Source organism: Streptomyces sp. NPDC087263 (genome assembly GCF_044744645.1).
Lineage (GTDB): Bacteria > Actinomycetota > Actinomycetes > Streptomycetales > Streptomycetaceae > Streptomyces.
The window spans coordinates 538,345-554,823 of the sequence record NZ_JBIUYT010000004.1 but is presented as its reverse complement, the minus strand read 5'-3'; the positions used below and the strand labels follow the sequence as shown (position 1 = coordinate 554,823).

General features: G+C 72.4%; 10 protein-coding genes. All 10 read right to left on the bottom strand.

Features of this window, described 5'->3' with window-relative positions; translation table 11 throughout:
- Window positions 1-46: 46 nt before the first annotated feature.
- Entirely contained in the window at window positions 47-877 is an 831-nt protein-coding gene (locus ACIPC1_RS15835) for an alpha/beta fold hydrolase (RefSeq protein WP_402517167.1), read from the bottom strand.
- Between the two features lie 52 nt (window positions 878-929).
- Window positions 930-2,393, bottom strand: coding sequence for an MFS transporter (locus tag ACIPC1_RS15830; RefSeq protein WP_402517166.1), 1,464 nt, complete (start codon window positions 2,391-2,393; stop codon window positions 930-932).
- 38 nt (window positions 2,394-2,431) lie between these two features.
- Window positions 2,432-3,640, bottom strand: coding sequence for a cytochrome P450 (locus tag ACIPC1_RS15825; protein ID WP_402517163.1), 1,209 nt, complete (start codon window positions 3,638-3,640; stop codon window positions 2,432-2,434).
- A gap of 113 nt (window positions 3,641-3,753) precedes the next feature.
- Entirely contained in the window at window positions 3,754-5,307 is a 1,554-nt protein-coding gene (locus ACIPC1_RS15820; RefSeq protein WP_402517162.1) for an MmgE/PrpD family protein, read from the bottom strand.
- Between the two features lie 148 nt (window positions 5,308-5,455).
- The gene (locus ACIPC1_RS15815) at window positions 5,456-5,824 is read right to left on the bottom strand and encodes a nuclear transport factor 2 family protein (protein WP_402517160.1); all 369 of its coding nucleotides are present in this window, start codon (window positions 5,822-5,824) and stop codon (window positions 5,456-5,458) included.
- A 40-nt stretch (window positions 5,825-5,864) separates the two neighbouring features.
- Window positions 5,865-6,845 carry a diacylglycerol/lipid kinase family protein gene (locus tag ACIPC1_RS15810; RefSeq protein WP_402517158.1) on the bottom strand — a complete coding sequence of 327 codons (981 nt, stop codon included), beginning with the start codon at window positions 6,843-6,845 and terminating at the stop codon, window positions 5,865-5,867.
- A 315-nt stretch (window positions 6,846-7,160) separates the two neighbouring features.
- Window positions 7,161-7,928 (bottom strand): thioesterase II family protein, encoded by a 768-nt coding sequence (locus ACIPC1_RS15805; protein ID WP_402517645.1) that lies wholly within the window; start codon window positions 7,926-7,928, stop codon window positions 7,161-7,163.
- A gap of 32 nt (window positions 7,929-7,960) precedes the next feature.
- Window positions 7,961-9,064, bottom strand: coding sequence for an LLM class flavin-dependent oxidoreductase (locus tag ACIPC1_RS15800; protein ID WP_402517156.1), 1,104 nt, complete (start codon window positions 9,062-9,064; stop codon window positions 7,961-7,963).
- Window positions 9,065-9,074: 10 nt separating this feature from the next.
- On the bottom strand, window positions 9,075-10,682 hold the full coding sequence (locus ACIPC1_RS15795) for a fatty acid--CoA ligase (protein ID WP_402517154.1): 1,608 nt from the start codon (window positions 10,680-10,682) through the stop codon (window positions 9,075-9,077).
- A 25-nt stretch (window positions 10,683-10,707) separates the two neighbouring features.
- A complete protein-coding gene (locus ACIPC1_RS15790) occupies window positions 10,708-16,479 on the bottom strand; it encodes an SDR family oxidoreductase (RefSeq protein ID WP_402517152.1) in 5,772 nt (1,923 codons plus the stop codon).

Here is a 16,479-nt window from a genome sequence, read left to right as displayed (position 1 = left end):
GGCGGTCGCACGACGGCATGGGTGCCGCCTCACGGCACCGTCGTCGTCAGCTCCTGACGAACTCCAGCAGATCGTTGTTGAGACGCTCGGCATGCGTGGCGAACAGACCGTGCGCGGCGTCCTCGTACGACAGGAAGGTGCTGCCCTCGATCAGCTCCGCCGTCCGGGGGCCGCACAGGGCGTACGGCGCTCCGAGGTCCGCGGCACCGTGGATCACCAGCGTGGGCACCTCGACCTTGGCGGTCTCGGCGCGCTGGTCGGTGGTGAACAGGGTGCGGTAGATCTCCACCCCGGCCCGCGGTGAGGCGTCCAGACAGGTGCTCACCAGCCACCGGGCGAGTTCGGGCGAGACCGGGAGGGCGTCCGGGTCGGCTCCGCCGCCGCCGAAGAACGGCACGGCCAGCCCGCTCAGCCACTTCGCCCGGTCCTGCCGGATGGCCGCAGCCATCTGCTCGAACAGGTCGAGGTCCAGCCCGTCGGGGTTGTCCGGCGTGCGCAGCATGAACGGTGTCGTCGAGGCGACCAGGGCGAGTTTCGCCACCCGCTCGGCGCCGTGGCGGGACAGATACCGTACGGCTTCCCCGCCGCCGACCGCATAGCCGACCAGGACCGTGTCCCTCAGGTCGAGGTGGTCGAGGAGGTCCGCGAGGTCGGCGGCGAGGGTGTCGTAGTCGTAGCCGTTCCAGGGTGCGTCCGAGCGTCCGCAGCCGCGCCGGTCGTAGGTGACGCAGCGCAGGCCGTTCTCGGCGAGGAAGGGCGCCTGGAACTCCCACATGCGGGAGTCCATCATGGCCGTGCCCAGCAGGACGACGGGCTGTCCGTCGCCCCAGTCGGTGTAGTGGAGCCGCGTACCGTCCCTGGTGCTGACGTACGGCATGGTGCTTCCTCCCTGTCGTGTCGGCGGACGTCTCTCCGGTGCGGGTACGCCGTCAGTGCCGCGCGGCTCGGCCGGGTGCCAGGAGCACCATGACCGCCGCGGCGACGCAGAAGGCGATGAGCGGGACCAGCGTGACGGCGAACGCGTGCGGATAGGCATCGGCGGAGCCCGCGTCGGTGAGCGCGGGGAAGAAGACCGTGCCGGCGATCGCCACACCGACCGCGGCGCCGCCCTCCTGTGCGGTGTTCAGCAGCCCGGACGCGGAGGCCGCGTGTTCCGGTACGGCGGCGCTCAGCACGAGATTGGTCAGCGGGCCGGTGGTCAGGCCCATGCCGAGCCCGGCGAGCAGGAGCGGGGGCAGCAGCCACAGCACGGACCCGGTGGTACCGAGCTCGGTGGCCGTCCAGGCGACCAGGCCGTAGCCGAGGGCGAGCGTCAGCGGGCCGCCTGCCACGGTCTTGGCGGTGACCTTGGCGGCGAACCGCGCCGAGACGATCGAGGCCCCGAAGTAGCCCGCGCCCACCGCCAGGAAGACCAGACCGGACTCCAGGGGCGACAGTGACCTGCCGGACTGTAGGTACAGGGCCAGGATGAAGAAGAAGGAGCCCATGGCGAGGAAGTAGACCACCGTGGCGGCGAGCCCCACGGAGAAGACCCTCGCCCTGAACAGCACCGGCTCGATCAGCGGCCCCCGGCCGGCGGCGGCTCGCCTGCGCAGGTGCAGCACGGTCAGCGCCAGCAGCACGACGGCGCCCGCCAGGCACTCCCAGACCCACACCGGCCAGTCGCGCGACTGCCCCTCCACGAGCGCGTACACGATGAGCCCCAGGGCCGCCGTGATCAGCACGGCTCCGGTCAGGTCGAGTCGCGCGCCACCCGTGCCGCGCGACTCGGGAACCGTGCGGCGGACGAAGGCGAGGCAGGCCAGGCAGAGCGGAACGTTGATCAGGAAGATCGTCCGCCAGCTCAGTCCTGCCACGTCGATGGTGATCAGGGCACCGCCGATGAACTGCCCGAAGACGCCGGCGAGTCCGATCACCAGGCCGTAGACATTGAAGGCGCGGTCGCGGGCGGCGCCGGTGTAGACCGTGCCGATGATGCCGAGAACCTGAGGCACCATCAGGGCCGCGGAGGCGCCCTGCGCGATGCGGGCAACGATCAGGACGTCGACGCTCTGCGCGAGGGAGCACCCCGCGGACGCGAGCATGAACAGCGTCATGCCCAGGACGAACATGCGGCGCCGGCCGTAGATGTCACCCAGCCGACCGCCGGTGATCAGACCCGCCGTGAAGGCGACCCCGTACCCGACGACGATCAACTGGGCCTCGGTCGAACCGGCGTGCAGGTCCGTCCGGATGGCGGGGACGGCCACATTGGCGATGAAGAAGTCGAGAACGGTGATGAAGGTTCCCACCAGCACCACCACAAGGGCACCGGGCGAGGGGACGCCGGTCTCTGCCGGGGGTCCCGCTTCACGCTCCTCGACGGCGGCGCGCGGGCTTGCTTCTGAAGTCATTCCGACTGCTCTCCTGTGTTGTTCATCGGGTTCTTGTGTCACCAGGTCACCGGCAGGTGCGTCACACCGTGGAAGACGGTGCCTCTGCGGAAAACCGTCTTCGGGTCGGCCGCCGAGCGGAGGTCCGGGAAGCGCCGCAGCAGGGTCCGCAGGGACAGCTCCATCTCCAGGCGCGCGAGCGGGGCACCCTGGCAGTAGTGCGGGCCGTATCCCCACTGGAGGTGCCCGCTGGTGTCCCGGTGCGGGTCGATCCTTCCGGGACAGGCGAACACCGACTCGTCGTGATTGCCCGCGGGCACCGAGATGACCACCGCGTCTCCCTTGGCGACGGCCACCCCGCCGAGGTCGAGATCCTCCAGCGCCTGCCTGACCATCGCGTCCTGCGAGATGGACCAGTAGCGCATCGACTCCTCGATGTAGTTCGGTACGAGGGCCCCGTCGTCGGCCGCCACCTGGGCGCGCAGCGTGTCGTCACGCAGCAGGCCCAGAATGTTCAGGGCGATCTGGTTGGTGGTCGTCTCGTGCCCGGCCACCAGTACCAGCCGGGCGATCCCGACCAGCTCGTCCAGGGAGATCGCACCGGTCGCGTAGTGCTGCGCGGCCAGCCGGCTGATCAGATCGTCCCCGGGGGTCCGCAGTTTGTGCCGCGCCAGCTCCGCGAGATAGTCGGACATCTCCGTGAACGCGACGTAGGACACCGCCGGGCTCTCCTGGGAGATGGTGGTCCGGGTCTTCTCGATGAAGAACGCGGAGTCCTCCTCCGGCACGCCCAGCAGCCGGGCGATCACCAGTGTCGGCAGGGTCCGTGAGAACACCGCATGCAGGTCGGCGGGTTGCGGGAGCCCGGCCAGTTCGTCCAGCAGTTCATCGATCAGCCGCTGGACCGGTTCCCGCAGCCTCCGTACCCGGCGCGCGGTGAACTCGGTCTGGATCATTCCGCGCAGCCTGGCGTGCTCGGGGTCGTCGAGGCGCAGGAACGAACTCGGGTTCTGGCCGGGCGGAATCTGGATACGCACCGGCGCCCCGGGCAGCGTCTCGTCCGCGCTGAGCCGGGGGTCCATCAACGCCTGGCGCACATCCGCGTACCGGGTCACCAGCCAGGCCCGCCGGGACTCGGCCGCGCCCTCCGGGATGCGCACAGGACAGGGTGGGGACTTGCGTAACTCGTGCAGGATGGGGGCTGGTTCACCGTCCTCCGTGCGGTGGAACGGCCAGTCCACCACGTCGGTCCGGGCGTCAAGTGACATGCAAACCCTCCGGAGACTAGGGAATTTGACCTTCCATTTACCTTGGCAGGGCGCGCTGACACGGCGCTGACCTCGGGCTGACGGGCGTCGGCAGTCCTTCGTCCGGTGCGCTGCTAGTCCAGGAACGCCGCCTCTATCCACCGGCGTACGCCGCGGGGGCGCATGCGGTGCAGTCGGCCGACGGTGTCGGCGACCTGGCGGGGGCCGCCGGCAGAGAGGAACTTCTCCTGGACCAGCTCGGAGTGGCGGGAGCGGGTGTCCGGACCCGCCGCGCCCACCGGAATCAGGCGGGAGCGGGACACCGTACGGCCGTCCGCCAGCCGGACGGTGACCCGGGCGCCGGTGGCCTTGGTGGAGCGGGAGAAGTCCCGGCCGGCCGCCTCGATCGGACCGAGCAGTTCGACCAGTTCCTCGCCGCCGAAGCCGCGCAGCCAGGGCACGGCCAACGGGCCCGCCTCGCGTACCGCCTCGCCGAACGGAGCGTCGGACAGGAAGAGTTCACGTGTCATCCGGGTGTCGTGCTCCAGGCGCACCCGGCTCGCCAGTGACCAGCGCGCGGGGTCGTCCAGGTGGGGCGGGGAGAAGTCGTCCACCGAGAAGTCGCCGGTCAGCAGGGTGGTGGCGACCGGGTAGGGCACGTCGAGCACCAGCGCGCCGAGCGGTGAGCTGGGGCCATTGACGTACGGGGCGGCGCGCTCCCCCGCGAACAGCGTGTACAGGGAGGCCTCCACGACGATCTCCGTCACGTCGTCCGGGCGTATCGGACCCAGCTCCTTGTGGATCTCGGCGGCGCAGTCCACCGCCGCGTCGATGCCGGGACCACCGGGGTGCATCTTGAAGGAGAGGGTGTCGGTGTGCCAGCGGCTGCCGAGCCCCTTCGCCACGGCCTGGGGCAGCGGCACCGTCGCGAACCGGGCCAGGAATCCATCGGGGTGTTCGATGATGTCGGGCGCGCCACGCAGCCCGGCGGCCGCGGCGTCACAGGCGTCCATCGCGGTCCGTACCGGCGTGAAGGTGTTGAACAGCCGGGCGTCACTGGCCAGAAAGGCGCGCATCAGCGGCCAGTTGGGCATGGCGAAGGCCAGCCCGAAGGCGTTCTCCCACTGGTCGGCGGGCGCCCGGTCGCAGTGCAGCCGGCCGGCCACCGCGCCGGCGAGATGGGTGTGCACCGCGCTCTGCCCGCGCAACGGGCCCAGCGTCGCCGAGGCGGTGATACGCGCCGCGCACTCGTTGGCCGCCACGACGGCGGTCAGGAAGGAGAGGCCGTCGAGCTGCCGTGCATAGGCGAAGGCGAGCGGCACCGCGACCGTGGAGTTGGACAGGTGCCCGGCATAGGCGGTGTCGTCGAGGTTGAGCCAGGAGCCGAGGGCGGCGAAGACACCCGCCGCGCCCCTCGGGTCGCGCTGCATGGGGTGGCCGAACGCGGCCACCAGCCTGCGGCCCAGCGGGTGTTCGAGGCCGGCGCGGATGGAGGCGATCTGGGACAGCACCTGGCTGGCCGCGAGCTTCAGCACGCGGCACGGGACGTCTTCGGGGCGAAGGGTCGCGGCCCAGTGGGACAGTTCGCGCAGCGAGGTGTCCGTGGGGGCCGGGGAGCGGGCGGGGCGTGTCGGTTCCCATCCCTCGCACAGGGCTCGGGCCACGCTCTCGGCGAGTACAGCCGTCATGGTGCGACGCACCTTGCCTTTCCATACCGGTGCCTGCCTGTCCGTACCGGTGTGCCTGTCCGTGTCGGTGTGCCTGCCGGTGTCGGCGGACGCGTACGGCGGAGGCCCACCGGTCGCCCCCGGTGGATGCCCCCGCCGCACACGCCGATCAGGCGCCGGGAACCTTGTCGAGGAACCCGTAGACGCCCGTGATGCGGCCGTCGTCGCCGGTGACCAGGACGTCGAAGCCGATCGCGATGGGCTCGGCGCCCGGCTCGGTGACCAGGCCCCACTGGAAGCGGGCCAGGTTGTGGTGGGTGTCGATCGCGCCGTGCAGCTCGAAGGAGAGGCCCTGGAACTGGTCGCGGGCGCCGGTGATGACGGCGCCGACACCTTCGTGGCCCTCGACCGCGGCGAGCGGGTCGACGTACGGGGCGCCCGCGGTGAAGAGCTCGGCGATGGTCGCCGCGCGCTTGTCCGCGTCCGCCTCGTTCCAGATGGCGAGGTACTGGGTGACGGTGTTGGTGAGGTCGCTCACGATGTCTCCTTGTGTTCGTTGCGGGTGGGCCGACATGCCGTCAGATCAGTTCGGCGCGCCGGGGGTCGGGGGGGTCGGCCGGGGCCCAGACGGCGAGCGCGGCGGGCAGCACCTCGAAGGTCGCCGACGAACCGATGCCGTGCTGGTACTCGCCGTCGTGCTCCAGGGGCAGCCGGTGGCCGTCGGTGCGTTCGACGGTGATGGTGCGGCCGCGCGCGTACACCGTCGCCGGATGCCGCATGTGGTCGGCGTTCAGCGTCAGCCCCGGCACCTGGGTGGCCGGTACGCCGTCGCCGATGACGCAGACGTCGAGCAGCCCGTCGTCGAGCAGCGAGTCGGGCAGGACGAGGAAGCGGCCGCCGCGGTAGCGTCCGCCGCCGACGTTGGCCAGGACGGTCGGGCCCTCGTGCACCACACGTCCGTCGACGGTGACGCGGCCCGGGTAGGGCACGTACCCGGCCGCCGTCTCGGCGAACGCGCGGGCGTACCGTTCCCGGCCGGTCAGCGGTATGTCCCGGGCCGTGATCAGCGCGTCCGCGATCACGCCGGAGCAGGCGCCGAGATACACGTGCTGCCGGGTTTCGGCGAGGCGGGCCAGGTCCAGCCGGCGCAGCCGGGCGCTGCCGCCCACGCCCGAGTCGGTGAGGATCGCTTTGAGGGACTCGGTCCAGGGGCGCTCGCCCCAGAGCATCTTGTAGCCGGAGTTCCCGGTGCCGCCGGGCACCACGGCGAGCGCGGCACGCCCGGCGGCGCCGGCCATCCCCTGGATCGCCTCGCGGACGGTGCCGTCGCCGCCGATGACCACGATCAGGCCGGGGGCGCGGCTGGGCCGTTCGAGGGCGCGGCGTACGGCGACGGTGGCGTCCCCCGGTGCCGTGGTCAGGTGGACCTCGGTGCCCTCCAGGTAGGAGGCGCACAACTCGGCGACCTCACCGACCAGTTGAGGGCTGTGGCTGCCGGAGGCGGGGTTGGCCAGGACGAGGGCGCGGAGGGGGCCGGGTACTGCGGCGCTGGCTGCCATGGCAGGCGTACTCCTCGTTTTCTCGGGGGCGCCGGGCGGTCATCGAGCGGGCTCGGGCGGGGTCCGGGCCGGGCTCGGACGGGGCCCGGACGCGACGGGGCCGGGCTCGGACGTGACCGGGCCGGACCGGCTCGGGGACGGCACTCACGACTGTGACAGGACGTACTGACGTGACTCTGACGCGCGACTGACGACTGTCCCGGGGCGGCGGCGGAGGCGGTCGGGGTGGACGGGCGAAGACCGTGTTGCGGGGTTTTCGCGCCCGCCGGCCCCTGCCCGGTCCCGTCCCCGGGGCTCCGCTCCGGACCCGAGTGCTCAGTACGTCGGTGTCTGGATCAGGCGTTGGAGCCGCTGGGCGAAGTGCGTGGTGACGGACTGGGCGTGGCTGTCGATGAAGAAGTGGCCGCCGGGGTACTCGCTGTGGCCCAGGTACCCGGGACTGCGCCCGGCCCAGTGCGTCATGGCGTCCGGGTGCTCCTGGAGCGGGTCGGACCTGCCGCCGTAGGAGGCGAGCGGGCAGCGGACCGCCGCCCCGTCGTCGACGTACTGCGCGGCGACCCTGAGGTCCGCGCGCAGCGCCGGTACGACCAGCGCGAGCATTTCCGGGTTGTCGTAGATCTCGGAGGGGAACGAGCCCAACTTCTTGATCCACTCGACCATTTCGGCCTGCGGCATCCGGCTCTGCTCCTCGGTCGGCTGGAAGAAGCCCTCGGGTGACCAGCCGGACATGCCGACCATGATCGGCGAGGGCCCGCCCTCCGCCTCCAGACGGATGGTCAGCCGGAAGGCGAGCTGGGCTCCGAGGCAGTGCCCGAAGAACGCGAACGGCCGGTGGTCCAGGTCGTCGAGCACGGCGTCGTGCAGGGCGTCGAGCAGCGGGTCCCAGTCCTCGTACGTCTCCTCGTCACGACGGTTGTGGCGGCCCGGCAGGGTGATGGCCTGCGGGGCGATGTCGGTCGGGAGCAGGCTCTCCCAGTCGCGGTAGATGATGGCGCCGCTGCCCGCGTGCGGCAGCAGGAACAGTCGTACGGAGGCTTCCGGGGAGGGCTCCACGGGGTGGAACCACTGGCCGGCGCGGGACATCTCCTGGCCTATGGCGCTGACACTGGGGCTGGTCACGACTGAGCTCCTCCAACGGTGATGGCCTGGCCGAGTGCGCGTACCGCGGGGAGCAGCACCTCGGCGATTTCCTTCAACTGCGGTTGCGGGTCGAGCGATCCGACCCGGATGACGAGGTGCCGGGCGCCGGCGCGGACATAACCGCCGAGCCACTCGGCACAGCTCTCGGCGCTGCCCCAGCCGTAGGCCTGGAGGGCCGACATCTGCTCCAGGGAGCGTCCGTAGTAGTGGGTGATGTAGTGCTCCAGCTCGGCCTTGGCGGCGGCGCGGTCGTGGTTGACGGTGACCGTCGCGTACAGCGCGGGGGTCACCGCGTCCGGGCCGCGGCCCGCTTCCTCGGCGAGCTCGGCGATGCGCCGCCGGGCCCTGCCGTACGCCTCGGCGTCCGGCAGGAACGGCAGCCAGCCGTCGTATCGGGTGGCCACCCGGGCGAGCACCTTCGGTGTGTCGCTGCCGGCCAGCCACAGGGGCGGACCGCCCGCGGTGGCGGGCGCGGGCAGCCGGTCGAGGCGTTCGGCCTGCCAGTACTTGCCCTGGAAGTCCGTGGGCCGGCCCGCTTCGCCCGCCCGCCACGCCGTGCGCCACAGGTCGGCGATCTCGTCGAGACGGCCGACGCGCCCGGCGAAGGAGGCGCCGACCGAGGCGAACTCCTGCTCCGTCTCCGGCATCGGAAAGCCGGAGCCGAGGCCGAGGACCAGCCGGTCCGCGGCGACATGGCCGAGGCTGGCGACCATGTTGGCGCCGATCAGTGGGTGGCGCAGGGCGGGAGTGAGCGCGGCGGTGCCCACGGTGATCCGCTCCGTGGCGGCGGCCGCCGCGGCGAGGACGACGAGCGGGTCGAGGCGGGGGCGGGCGGTCAGGGAGTCGCCCGCCCACAGCGAGTCGAAGCCGAGGCGCTCCGCCTCGCGGGCGAATTCCAGGAGGGGGGCCGCGGCGAAGGTGCCGTTGATGGCCTGCTCCCGGGTGGGGAGCAGGACGCCGATGCGCAGCTGCCGCGTCGGCTGCGGACCGTGCGTGGCCGGCGGCGCCCACGCGGCGGAGCCGTGTTCGTCGCGGCCCAGCGCCCCTGAGGGGGCGTGTCCCGTCTGCCGGAGTGACATGGAGTGCTCCTTAAAGGGGTCGGGCCAACTCCTCGCGCACCGCGCGGCGCAGGATCTTGCCCGTGGGGTTGCGGGGCAGCGTCTCCACGAAGTGGTACGCGCCCGGAATCTTGTAGTCGGCGAGGTGGCCGCGCAGCGACAGCAAGAGTTCGCGCGGGGTGGCGCGGGCTCCGGGGCGCAGCACGACGCAGGCGTGCACGGCCTCGCCCCACTGCTGATCGGGAAGGCCCACGACGGCGGCGTCCGCGACGGACGGGTGGGCGGCGAGGGCCTTTTCGACCTCGGCCGGGTAGATGTTCTGCCCGGCGACGATGATCGTGTCGTTCATGCGGTCGCACAGGTGGAGATAGCCGTGCTCGTCGAGGTATCCGGCGTCGCCCATGTACAGCCACTCCCCCACCAGCGTCCTGCCGGTGGCCTCCGGCAGGTTCCAGTAGCCGAGCATCCGGGAGGGGGCGCGCACACAGATCTGGCCGATGGCACCGGGTGGCAGCTCGGCTCCGTCCGGGCCGATCACCTTGATCTCGTTGCCGGGACAGGGCAGGCCGACCGACTCCAGGACCGTGCTGCCGGGGTGGTGCGCCGCGGGCGGCAGGCACACGGCGACGCTCCCGGTCTCCGTGCTGGCGTAGATCTGCGCGAACTCGCAGGCGAACGTCTCCAGGCACCGCTTCAGCAGCGTCTCGGACATCGGCGCCGCCCCGTACGCGATCTTGCGCAGGGAGGTGAAGGCCTCGGGCCCGGCGCCTCGTTCGGCCGCCATCGCCTGGAGCATGGCGGGCGCGGCGAAGGTGGTGGTGACGCCGTAGGTACGGATCAGCCGCACCGCCTCCTGCGGGTCGAACTGCGGCATGACGACGCTGGTGCCACCGGCGTTGAAGGTGTGCATGAACCAGCCGATGCCCGCGATGCCGAAGCCCGGCAGTGAGATGAGGCTGATGTCGTCGGGCAGCCAGTCGATCCACGCGACACCGTGCTCGCGCATGGCGGCCGGCAGGGTGAAGAAGCTGCGGTGGGCGAGTACGGCGCCCTTGGGCAGTCCGGTCGTCCCGCTGGTGTAGATCTGCACGACCGCGTCGTCGGGCTCCGCGGCCTGTGCCGGGTCGGTGTCCGGCCGGTCCGCGTACCAGGCGGGCAGCCCGGTGCCGCGGGCCGGTTCGCCGTCGCTGTCCATGCCGTCGGTCCGGATCACCGTGTGCAGGGCGGGCAGCTGCGGGCGGACCTTTTCGAGGGTGTCCCAGAACTCGTCGTCGACGAAGACCAGGGACGCGCCCGAGTCCCGCAGGATGTGGTCCACCTCGTACGGGGTGAGCCGCCAGTTGACCGGGACCAGGACCGCGCCCACCTTGGCGCAGGCGAGGATCACGAGGTAGTAGTTCTCCGACTCACGGCCCAGGTAGGCGACCCGGTCGCCGCGCCCCACGCCCTGGGCGCGCAGCGCGTGCGCGGCCCGGTTGCTGTCCCGGTGCAGCTTCGTGTACGTCGTGACGCGGTCCTCGCAGATGATCGCCGCGTGGTCGGGGCGGCTCCCGGCGTGTGCCCGGGAGGTGTGGGTGAGCGTCCAGTTCGCGTTCGGTGCGGTGGTCCTCGGCGCGGTGGTCTTGGGTGCGGTGGTCATGGCGTCCTCCCTTCGTCTTCGTCCGTCATGCCGCGGGCACCGGGCAGAGCAGCCCGTCCAGGAAGTCGGTGAGCTGCCGTACGGTCGGATGGTCGAAGGTGAGGGAGGCCGGCAGCGGCAGCCGGAACACCCGCTCCAGACCGGACTTCACGTTCATCGCCATCAGCGAGTCCAGACCGAGCGAGACGAACTCGGCCGTCGGGTCCAGCTCGTCGTCGGCCGCCAGGTGCAGCGCGGCGGCGACCGTCTCGCGGACCACCCCGCCGATCAGGGCCGTACGCTCCGGCTTCGGCAGGCCAGCCAGCGCGGCGAGGTCGAGCCCGCCGTCCTCCGCCTCCTCCCGTCGGGCGAGGCGGTCGTAGAACTGGTCGCCGGTCGCACTGCCGGCGACATACCGGTCCCAGTCGAACTCGCCCACCACCCGCTGGGTGCGCGGCCGCCCCCACAGCCGGGCCAGCGTGTCCAGGGCCCTGGTCGGGGAGAAGAAGCGGACGCCGCTGCGTTCGATCTCCCGGCTGAGGTACTCCTCCAGGCGGGCGGACATGCCGACCCTGGCCCAGGCGCCCCAGTTGACCGAGAGCCCGGGCAGCCCCTGGCGGGTGCGCCACTCGGCGAGGCTGTCGAGGGCGGCGCTGGCGGCGGCGTAGTGCCCCTGGGTCGCGCCGCCCAGGACGGAGGCTATCGACGAGTACGTCACGAAGAACTCCAGCTCCGGGAAGGAGTCCTGGGCGGCCTCGTGCAGCAGCCAGCCGCCGTAGGCCTTCGCGGCGAGCTGGTCGTCGATGGACTCCCAGGTCAGTTCGGCGATCAGTTTCTTGTCGTAGGACCCGGCGGCGTGCACGATGCCGCCGAGCGGATACGGTCCCGCCGCCACCTCGCGGACCAGCCTGCCGACGTCCCCGGGACGGCTCACATCGGCGCGTACGACGGCGAGTTCGGCGTCCTGGGCCAGCTCGGCCAGCACCGGCGCGGCCTCTTCGGTGGGCCGTCCGCTGCGGCTGACGAGTGTCAGATGCCGGGCACCGAGCGCGACCAGCTTGCGCGCGGTGACCAGCCCGAGACCACCGAGACCACCGGTGATCAGGTACGTACGGTCGGGCCGGACGCCGGCGCCCGAGGGCTGCGACGTGCCGTCGCCGGACGGCTCGGGCGCGCGGTCGCCCGACAGGTCGACCCAGACCTCCGGGACCGGGCCCGCGGCGGCGGTGCGCAGAGCCTCGCCCGTCTCGTCGAGGCGGAAGTGCCGTGCGCTGTCGGCCGGTTGCCATTGCGGGGCGAGGGCCACCGTCGCCGCGGGGACGGTGAGGGTGGAGCGCAGGGTGCCCTGGTGGCGTACCAGGACCTCGTCTCCGACGGCGAACCCCGACCGCTCCCCGGCCTCGGCCACCGTGCCGTGGGCGAGCGCGCCGAGCACCGGCGGGGGTTCCTCCTCCTCGCGCTCGGCGCGGCCGGTGTCCAGGGCGGTGCGCGCGTCCTCGGCGGTGAGGGCGACGGCGCGCACCCGTACCTGGACCTCGTCACCGCGCGGCGCCCGGTCCTGGGCGGGCACGAGGGCCAGGTCGGAGAGGTCGCCGGACTCGGGCGCGCGCAGTTCGAAGCCGCCGGGCCAGGTGCGCGTGGCGTCACCGGCCAACAGCCTGCGTACATAGCGGCCTTCCGGCCGGAGTGCGACCTGGTACTCGCCGGGGACCTCCGCGCGCCACTCGTCGAGCAGGGCCGCGCGGCCGGTGCCCGGGGCGAGGTCGACGAGGCTCGCCCGGTACTGCGGGTACTCGGTGAGCAGCACCCTCCCGAAGCCCCACAGGGTGGCGGCGGCGAGGTGCCCGCCGTCGCCGGGCCGGTCGCCCGGCAGCGCCTGGGCCCCCTCGGTGACCAGCCACAGCCGCGGCGGCCTGGGCCGCGCGGCGGCGTCCAACGCGGCCATCAGCGCGAGCAGTTCGCGATAGTTGTCCTCGCACTCCGCGCGCAGCCGTGCCACGGACATCGCACCGTCGCTGCCGCGCCAGACCCGGCAGATGTCGGTGACCGACGGATCCTCAAGGGCTGCCTTGAGATCGTCCGTGTCCGCGATCCGTGTCACCTGGATACCGGGCGCCGCGGCCAGGTCGTCGGCGCTGCTGCCGGGCTCCGGGGCGAGCAACAGGACATGACGGGCGCCGGCGGTGTCGGAGGCGGTCGGCAGCGCGCGGCGTACCCAGCCCGGGCGGTGCAGGAACTGGCGTCGGCCGACCCGGCCTTCGGGGCGGGCGAGTTCGACGCCGAGGAGTTCGGTGACGGGGCTGCCGCCCTCCAGCAGGAGGACGTCGGCGACGCGGCGGTCCTGGTCCCCGTGGACGCGGGCGAGCACCCGCAGCCGCTCGCCACGCGGTTTCCTGAAGTGGCGTACCGAGGCGATCCGGCGGACCGCGAACACCGGTCCCTCGGGGTCGAGCACGACGGCGGCCTGTACGGCGGCCTCCAGCAGCTCCGCCGGCACGTACTCGACCGCGTTGGCGTCCCGTCCGGTCAACTCCCCGGTGACCAGGCCGCCTTCGTGGCGCGAGGCGCGCAGCAGCAGCCGCATGCGCGACCCGTGCGGGCGGCCGACCGAGGCGAGGTCGGTGTAGATGTCCTCGTCGTCGATCTCCTGCCCGGCGGGCGGCAGCGCGGCGTCCAGCTCCGCGAGCTCCGAGACGGGCACGACCGGTTCCCGCTCGCCGGCGATCCTGGCGGTGGCGTGCAGGTCCTCCTCGCCACCGACGAGGGTGAAGATCTCCACGTCGGCTCCGCCCTCGGCGCGGGGCCGCAGGCGGGTGGTCAGGGCCACGGTGGTCTCGGCGGGCACGTGCAGCGGTGCGAGCAGCCGCAGCTCGTGGATCGCGGCGCGGGTGTGCCCCCAGGCCGCGTCCTGGAGGGCCAGCAGCAGGTCGATGTACGCGCCCGCGGGCAGCGTCGTCCGTTCCCCGTCGCCGAGATCGGCGAGCGCGCCCAGGCCCTCGGCGGTGAACTCGGCCGTGAACTCCCTTACCCCGCTGGCGAACCGCTCCTCCGTGCCGAGCAGCAGATGGCGGGCCGCGCCGCCCGAGGCGCCCTTGCGGTTCGGGCTGACGGAGGGCAGCCAGTACCGCTTGCGCTGGAAGGCGTAGGGGGGCAGGGGCGTCCTGGCCGGGGTGATCCGTCCCGCGTGGTAGGCCGTCCAGGTCACCGGCAGCCCGGCGGCGTAGTACGCGGCGAGCGCGGTCAGCGTGGTGTCGCCCGCGCGGTCGCGGCGCCGCAGGCTCGCCAGCCACAGGTGGTCCTCGGCGTTCAGGCAGCGCTGGGCGAGCGCGGTCAGCGCGGTCGAGGGGCCGATCTCGATCAGGGCGTGCCGGCCGCGCTGGGCCACCGCCCGGATGCCGGCCAGGAACTGCACCGGCTCACCGATGTGGCGCACCCAGTAGTCGGGGTTGCCGATCTCCGCGAACCGGCCGAGCCGCCCGGTGACGTTGGAGATCAGGCTGATGGACGGTTCGTGGAAGGTGATGCCGTCCAGGGCGGCGCGGAAGTCGTCGTACACCTCGGCCATCAGCGGCGAGTGGAAGGCGTGCGAGACGGCCAGCCGGTCGACCCGCACGCCCCGCTCCCGCAGCTCTGCCAGTACCTGCTCCAGGGCGGCCGTGCCGCCGGAGATCACTGCCTGGTCAGGGGCGTTGATGCCGGCCAGGGTGAGGTCCGGGTGGGCGGCCAGGAGTGGTTCGACCTCCTCGGCGGGGGCGGAGACCGCGGCCATCGAGCCCTCGGCGCGCACCGCCTGCATCAGCCGTGCCCGGGCCGCGACCAGCGTCACGGCGTCCGGAAGGCTGAAGAGTCCGGCCACCGCGGCAGCCACCACCTCGCCGATGCTGTGCCCGATGAGCACGTTCGGACGGATGCCCCAGGACATCCACAGCCGGGCGAGCGCGTATTCCAGGGTGAACAGGGCGGGCTGGGTGTACTCGGTGCGGTCGATGGCCTCCGGGTCGGCGGCGGTACCGAGCACCAGTTCACGGACCGAGCGGCCGAGGTGGGGCGCGAACAGCCGGTCGCACTCGTCCACCTGGTCGCGGAAGAACGGGAACCCCTCGTACAGCGCGGCGCCCATGCCCGCGTACTGCGAGCCCTGGCCGCTGAACATGAACGCGGTCTTGCGGATGCCGGACGGTCCCTCGTGGTCGGTGTCCACGGCCTTCGTCAGGAGCGTGTCGAGGGCGGCGCGGTCGGCGACCGGTCCGGCGATCCGGTACGGGTGGTGGGCGCGGGCGACGTTTGTGGTGTAGCAGAGCGCGTCCACCGCGGCGCCGGGCCGCTCGGACACGAACTTGCGGTAGGACTCGGCCTGTTCGCGCAGGGCGGCGGCGCTCTTCGCGGAGAGCGTGAACACCGGGGACGCGGGGGATTCCCCCTCCGCGCGGGCTTCCCCGTCCGCGGCCGTTTCCCCGTCCGCGGCCGTATCCCCGTCCGCGGCCGTTTCGGACAGGGCGGGCGCCGGGGACTGTTCCAGGACCACCGCGCCGATGGTGCCCGCGAAGCCGAAGCTGTTGACCACCGCGCGGCGGACCTCGGCCGGCCACGGCTCGCAGTCGGTGGGCACGCGCACCGGGTACAGGTCCCAGGGGATGCGCCCGGAGGGCGTGTTGAGGTTGAGGTGCGGGTAGACGGTCGCGGACCTGAGCTGGAGCACCGTCTTGATGACTCCGACGATGCCGGACGCCGGCTCCATGTGGCCCAGGTTGGTCTTCACCGAGCCGACGAGCAGCGGGGCGTCCTTGGTGTGCGAGGTGGCGAAGGCGTCGCCGATCGCCCCGAACTCGATGGGGTCGCCGAGCGGGGTGCCGGTGCCGTGCGCCTCCACGTACTGGATGTCCTCGGGCGCGAGGCGGGCCGCGGCCAGCGCGCCGCGGATGACCTTCTCCTGGGCGGGGCCGTTGGGCACGGTCAGGCCCGCGCTGTCGCCGTCCTGTCCGACGGCGGTGCCGCGGACCAGCGCGAGGACGGTGTCGCCGTCCCGGGTGGCGTCGCTCAGCCGCTTCAGGACGACGACACCGCAGCCCTCGGCGCGCGCGTAGCCGTCGGCGGACTCGTCGAAGGTCTTGCACTGCCCGTCGGGGGACAGCATCTGCGCGTTGGAGAACATCACCGGTATTCGGGGGTGGTGCAGGGCGTTGACGCCGCCGCACAGCGCGATGTCGCTCTCGCCGGCGCGCAGCCCCTGCACCGCGAGGTGCAGGGCGACCAGCGAGGACGAGCAGGCCGTGTCGATGCTCATGCTCGGACCGCGCCAGCCCAGGAAGTAGGAGAGCCGGCCCGACAGCGGGAACATGGTGATGCCGGAGGCGAGATGGCCGTCCAGCTCCTCGTACGGCAGTGAGTCCAGCTCCAGCGCGTAGTCGATGGAACTGGCGCCGATGTACACGCCGCCGTTGCCGCGGCGCAGGGGTGTCGGGTCGATGTTGGCGTGCTCCAGCGCCTGCCAGGCCGTTTCCAGCAGCATCCGCTGCTGGGGGTCCATGTACTGGGCCTCTTTCGGGGAGATATTGAAGAATGCGGCGTCGAAGAGGTCGATACGGTCGAGGAAACCGCCACCGGACGTATGGATCTTCCCCTTTTCGTCGGGGCTCTGCGGGGTGAACGCGGCGACGTCCCAACGGTCTTCGGGGATCGGGCCGATTCCGCTGCGGCCCTCACGCAGGAATGCGTCGAACTCCTCCGGCGTGTCACTGCCGCCGGGGAATCGCAGACCGATTCCGACGATCGCGATCGGCTCGGGGGCCGGGTCCGTCCCGGATTCCGTAGGCGGCAT

What these genes read in the sequence shown, in the direction of transcription:
- ACIPC1_RS15835 (WP_402517167.1), bottom strand. Translation starts at nt 877, where the DNA reads ATGCCGTACGTCAGCACCAGGGACGGTACGCGGCTCCACTACACCGAC.
- ACIPC1_RS15830 (WP_402517166.1), bottom strand. Translation starts at nt 2,393, where the DNA reads ATGACTTCAGAAGCAAGCCCGCGCGCCGCCGTCGAGGAGCGTGAAGCG.
- ACIPC1_RS15825 (WP_402517163.1), bottom strand. Translation starts at nt 3,640, where the DNA reads ATGTCACTTGACGCCCGGACCGACGTGGTGGACTGGCCGTTCCACCGC.
- ACIPC1_RS15820 (WP_402517162.1), bottom strand. Translation starts at nt 5,307, where the DNA reads ATGACGGCTGTACTCGCCGAGAGCGTGGCCCGAGCCCTGTGCGAGGGA.
- ACIPC1_RS15810 (WP_402517158.1), bottom strand. Translation starts at nt 6,845, where the DNA reads ATGGCAGCCAGCGCCGCAGTACCCGGCCCCCTCCGCGCCCTCGTCCTG.
- ACIPC1_RS15805 (WP_402517645.1), bottom strand. Translation starts at nt 7,928, where the DNA reads ATGTCCCGCGCCGGCCAGTGGTTCCACCCCGTGGAGCCCTCCCCGGAA.
- ACIPC1_RS15800 (WP_402517156.1), bottom strand. Translation starts at nt 9,064, where the DNA reads ATGTCACTCCGGCAGACGGGACACGCCCCCTCAGGGGCGCTGGGCCGC.
- ACIPC1_RS15795 (WP_402517154.1), bottom strand. Translation starts at nt 10,682, where the DNA reads ATGACCACCGCACCCAAGACCACCGCGCCGAGGACCACCGCACCGAAC.
- ACIPC1_RS15790 (WP_402517152.1), bottom strand. Translation starts at nt 16,479, where the DNA reads ATGCCGCCTACGGAATCCGGGACGGACCCGGCCCCCGAGCCGATCGCG.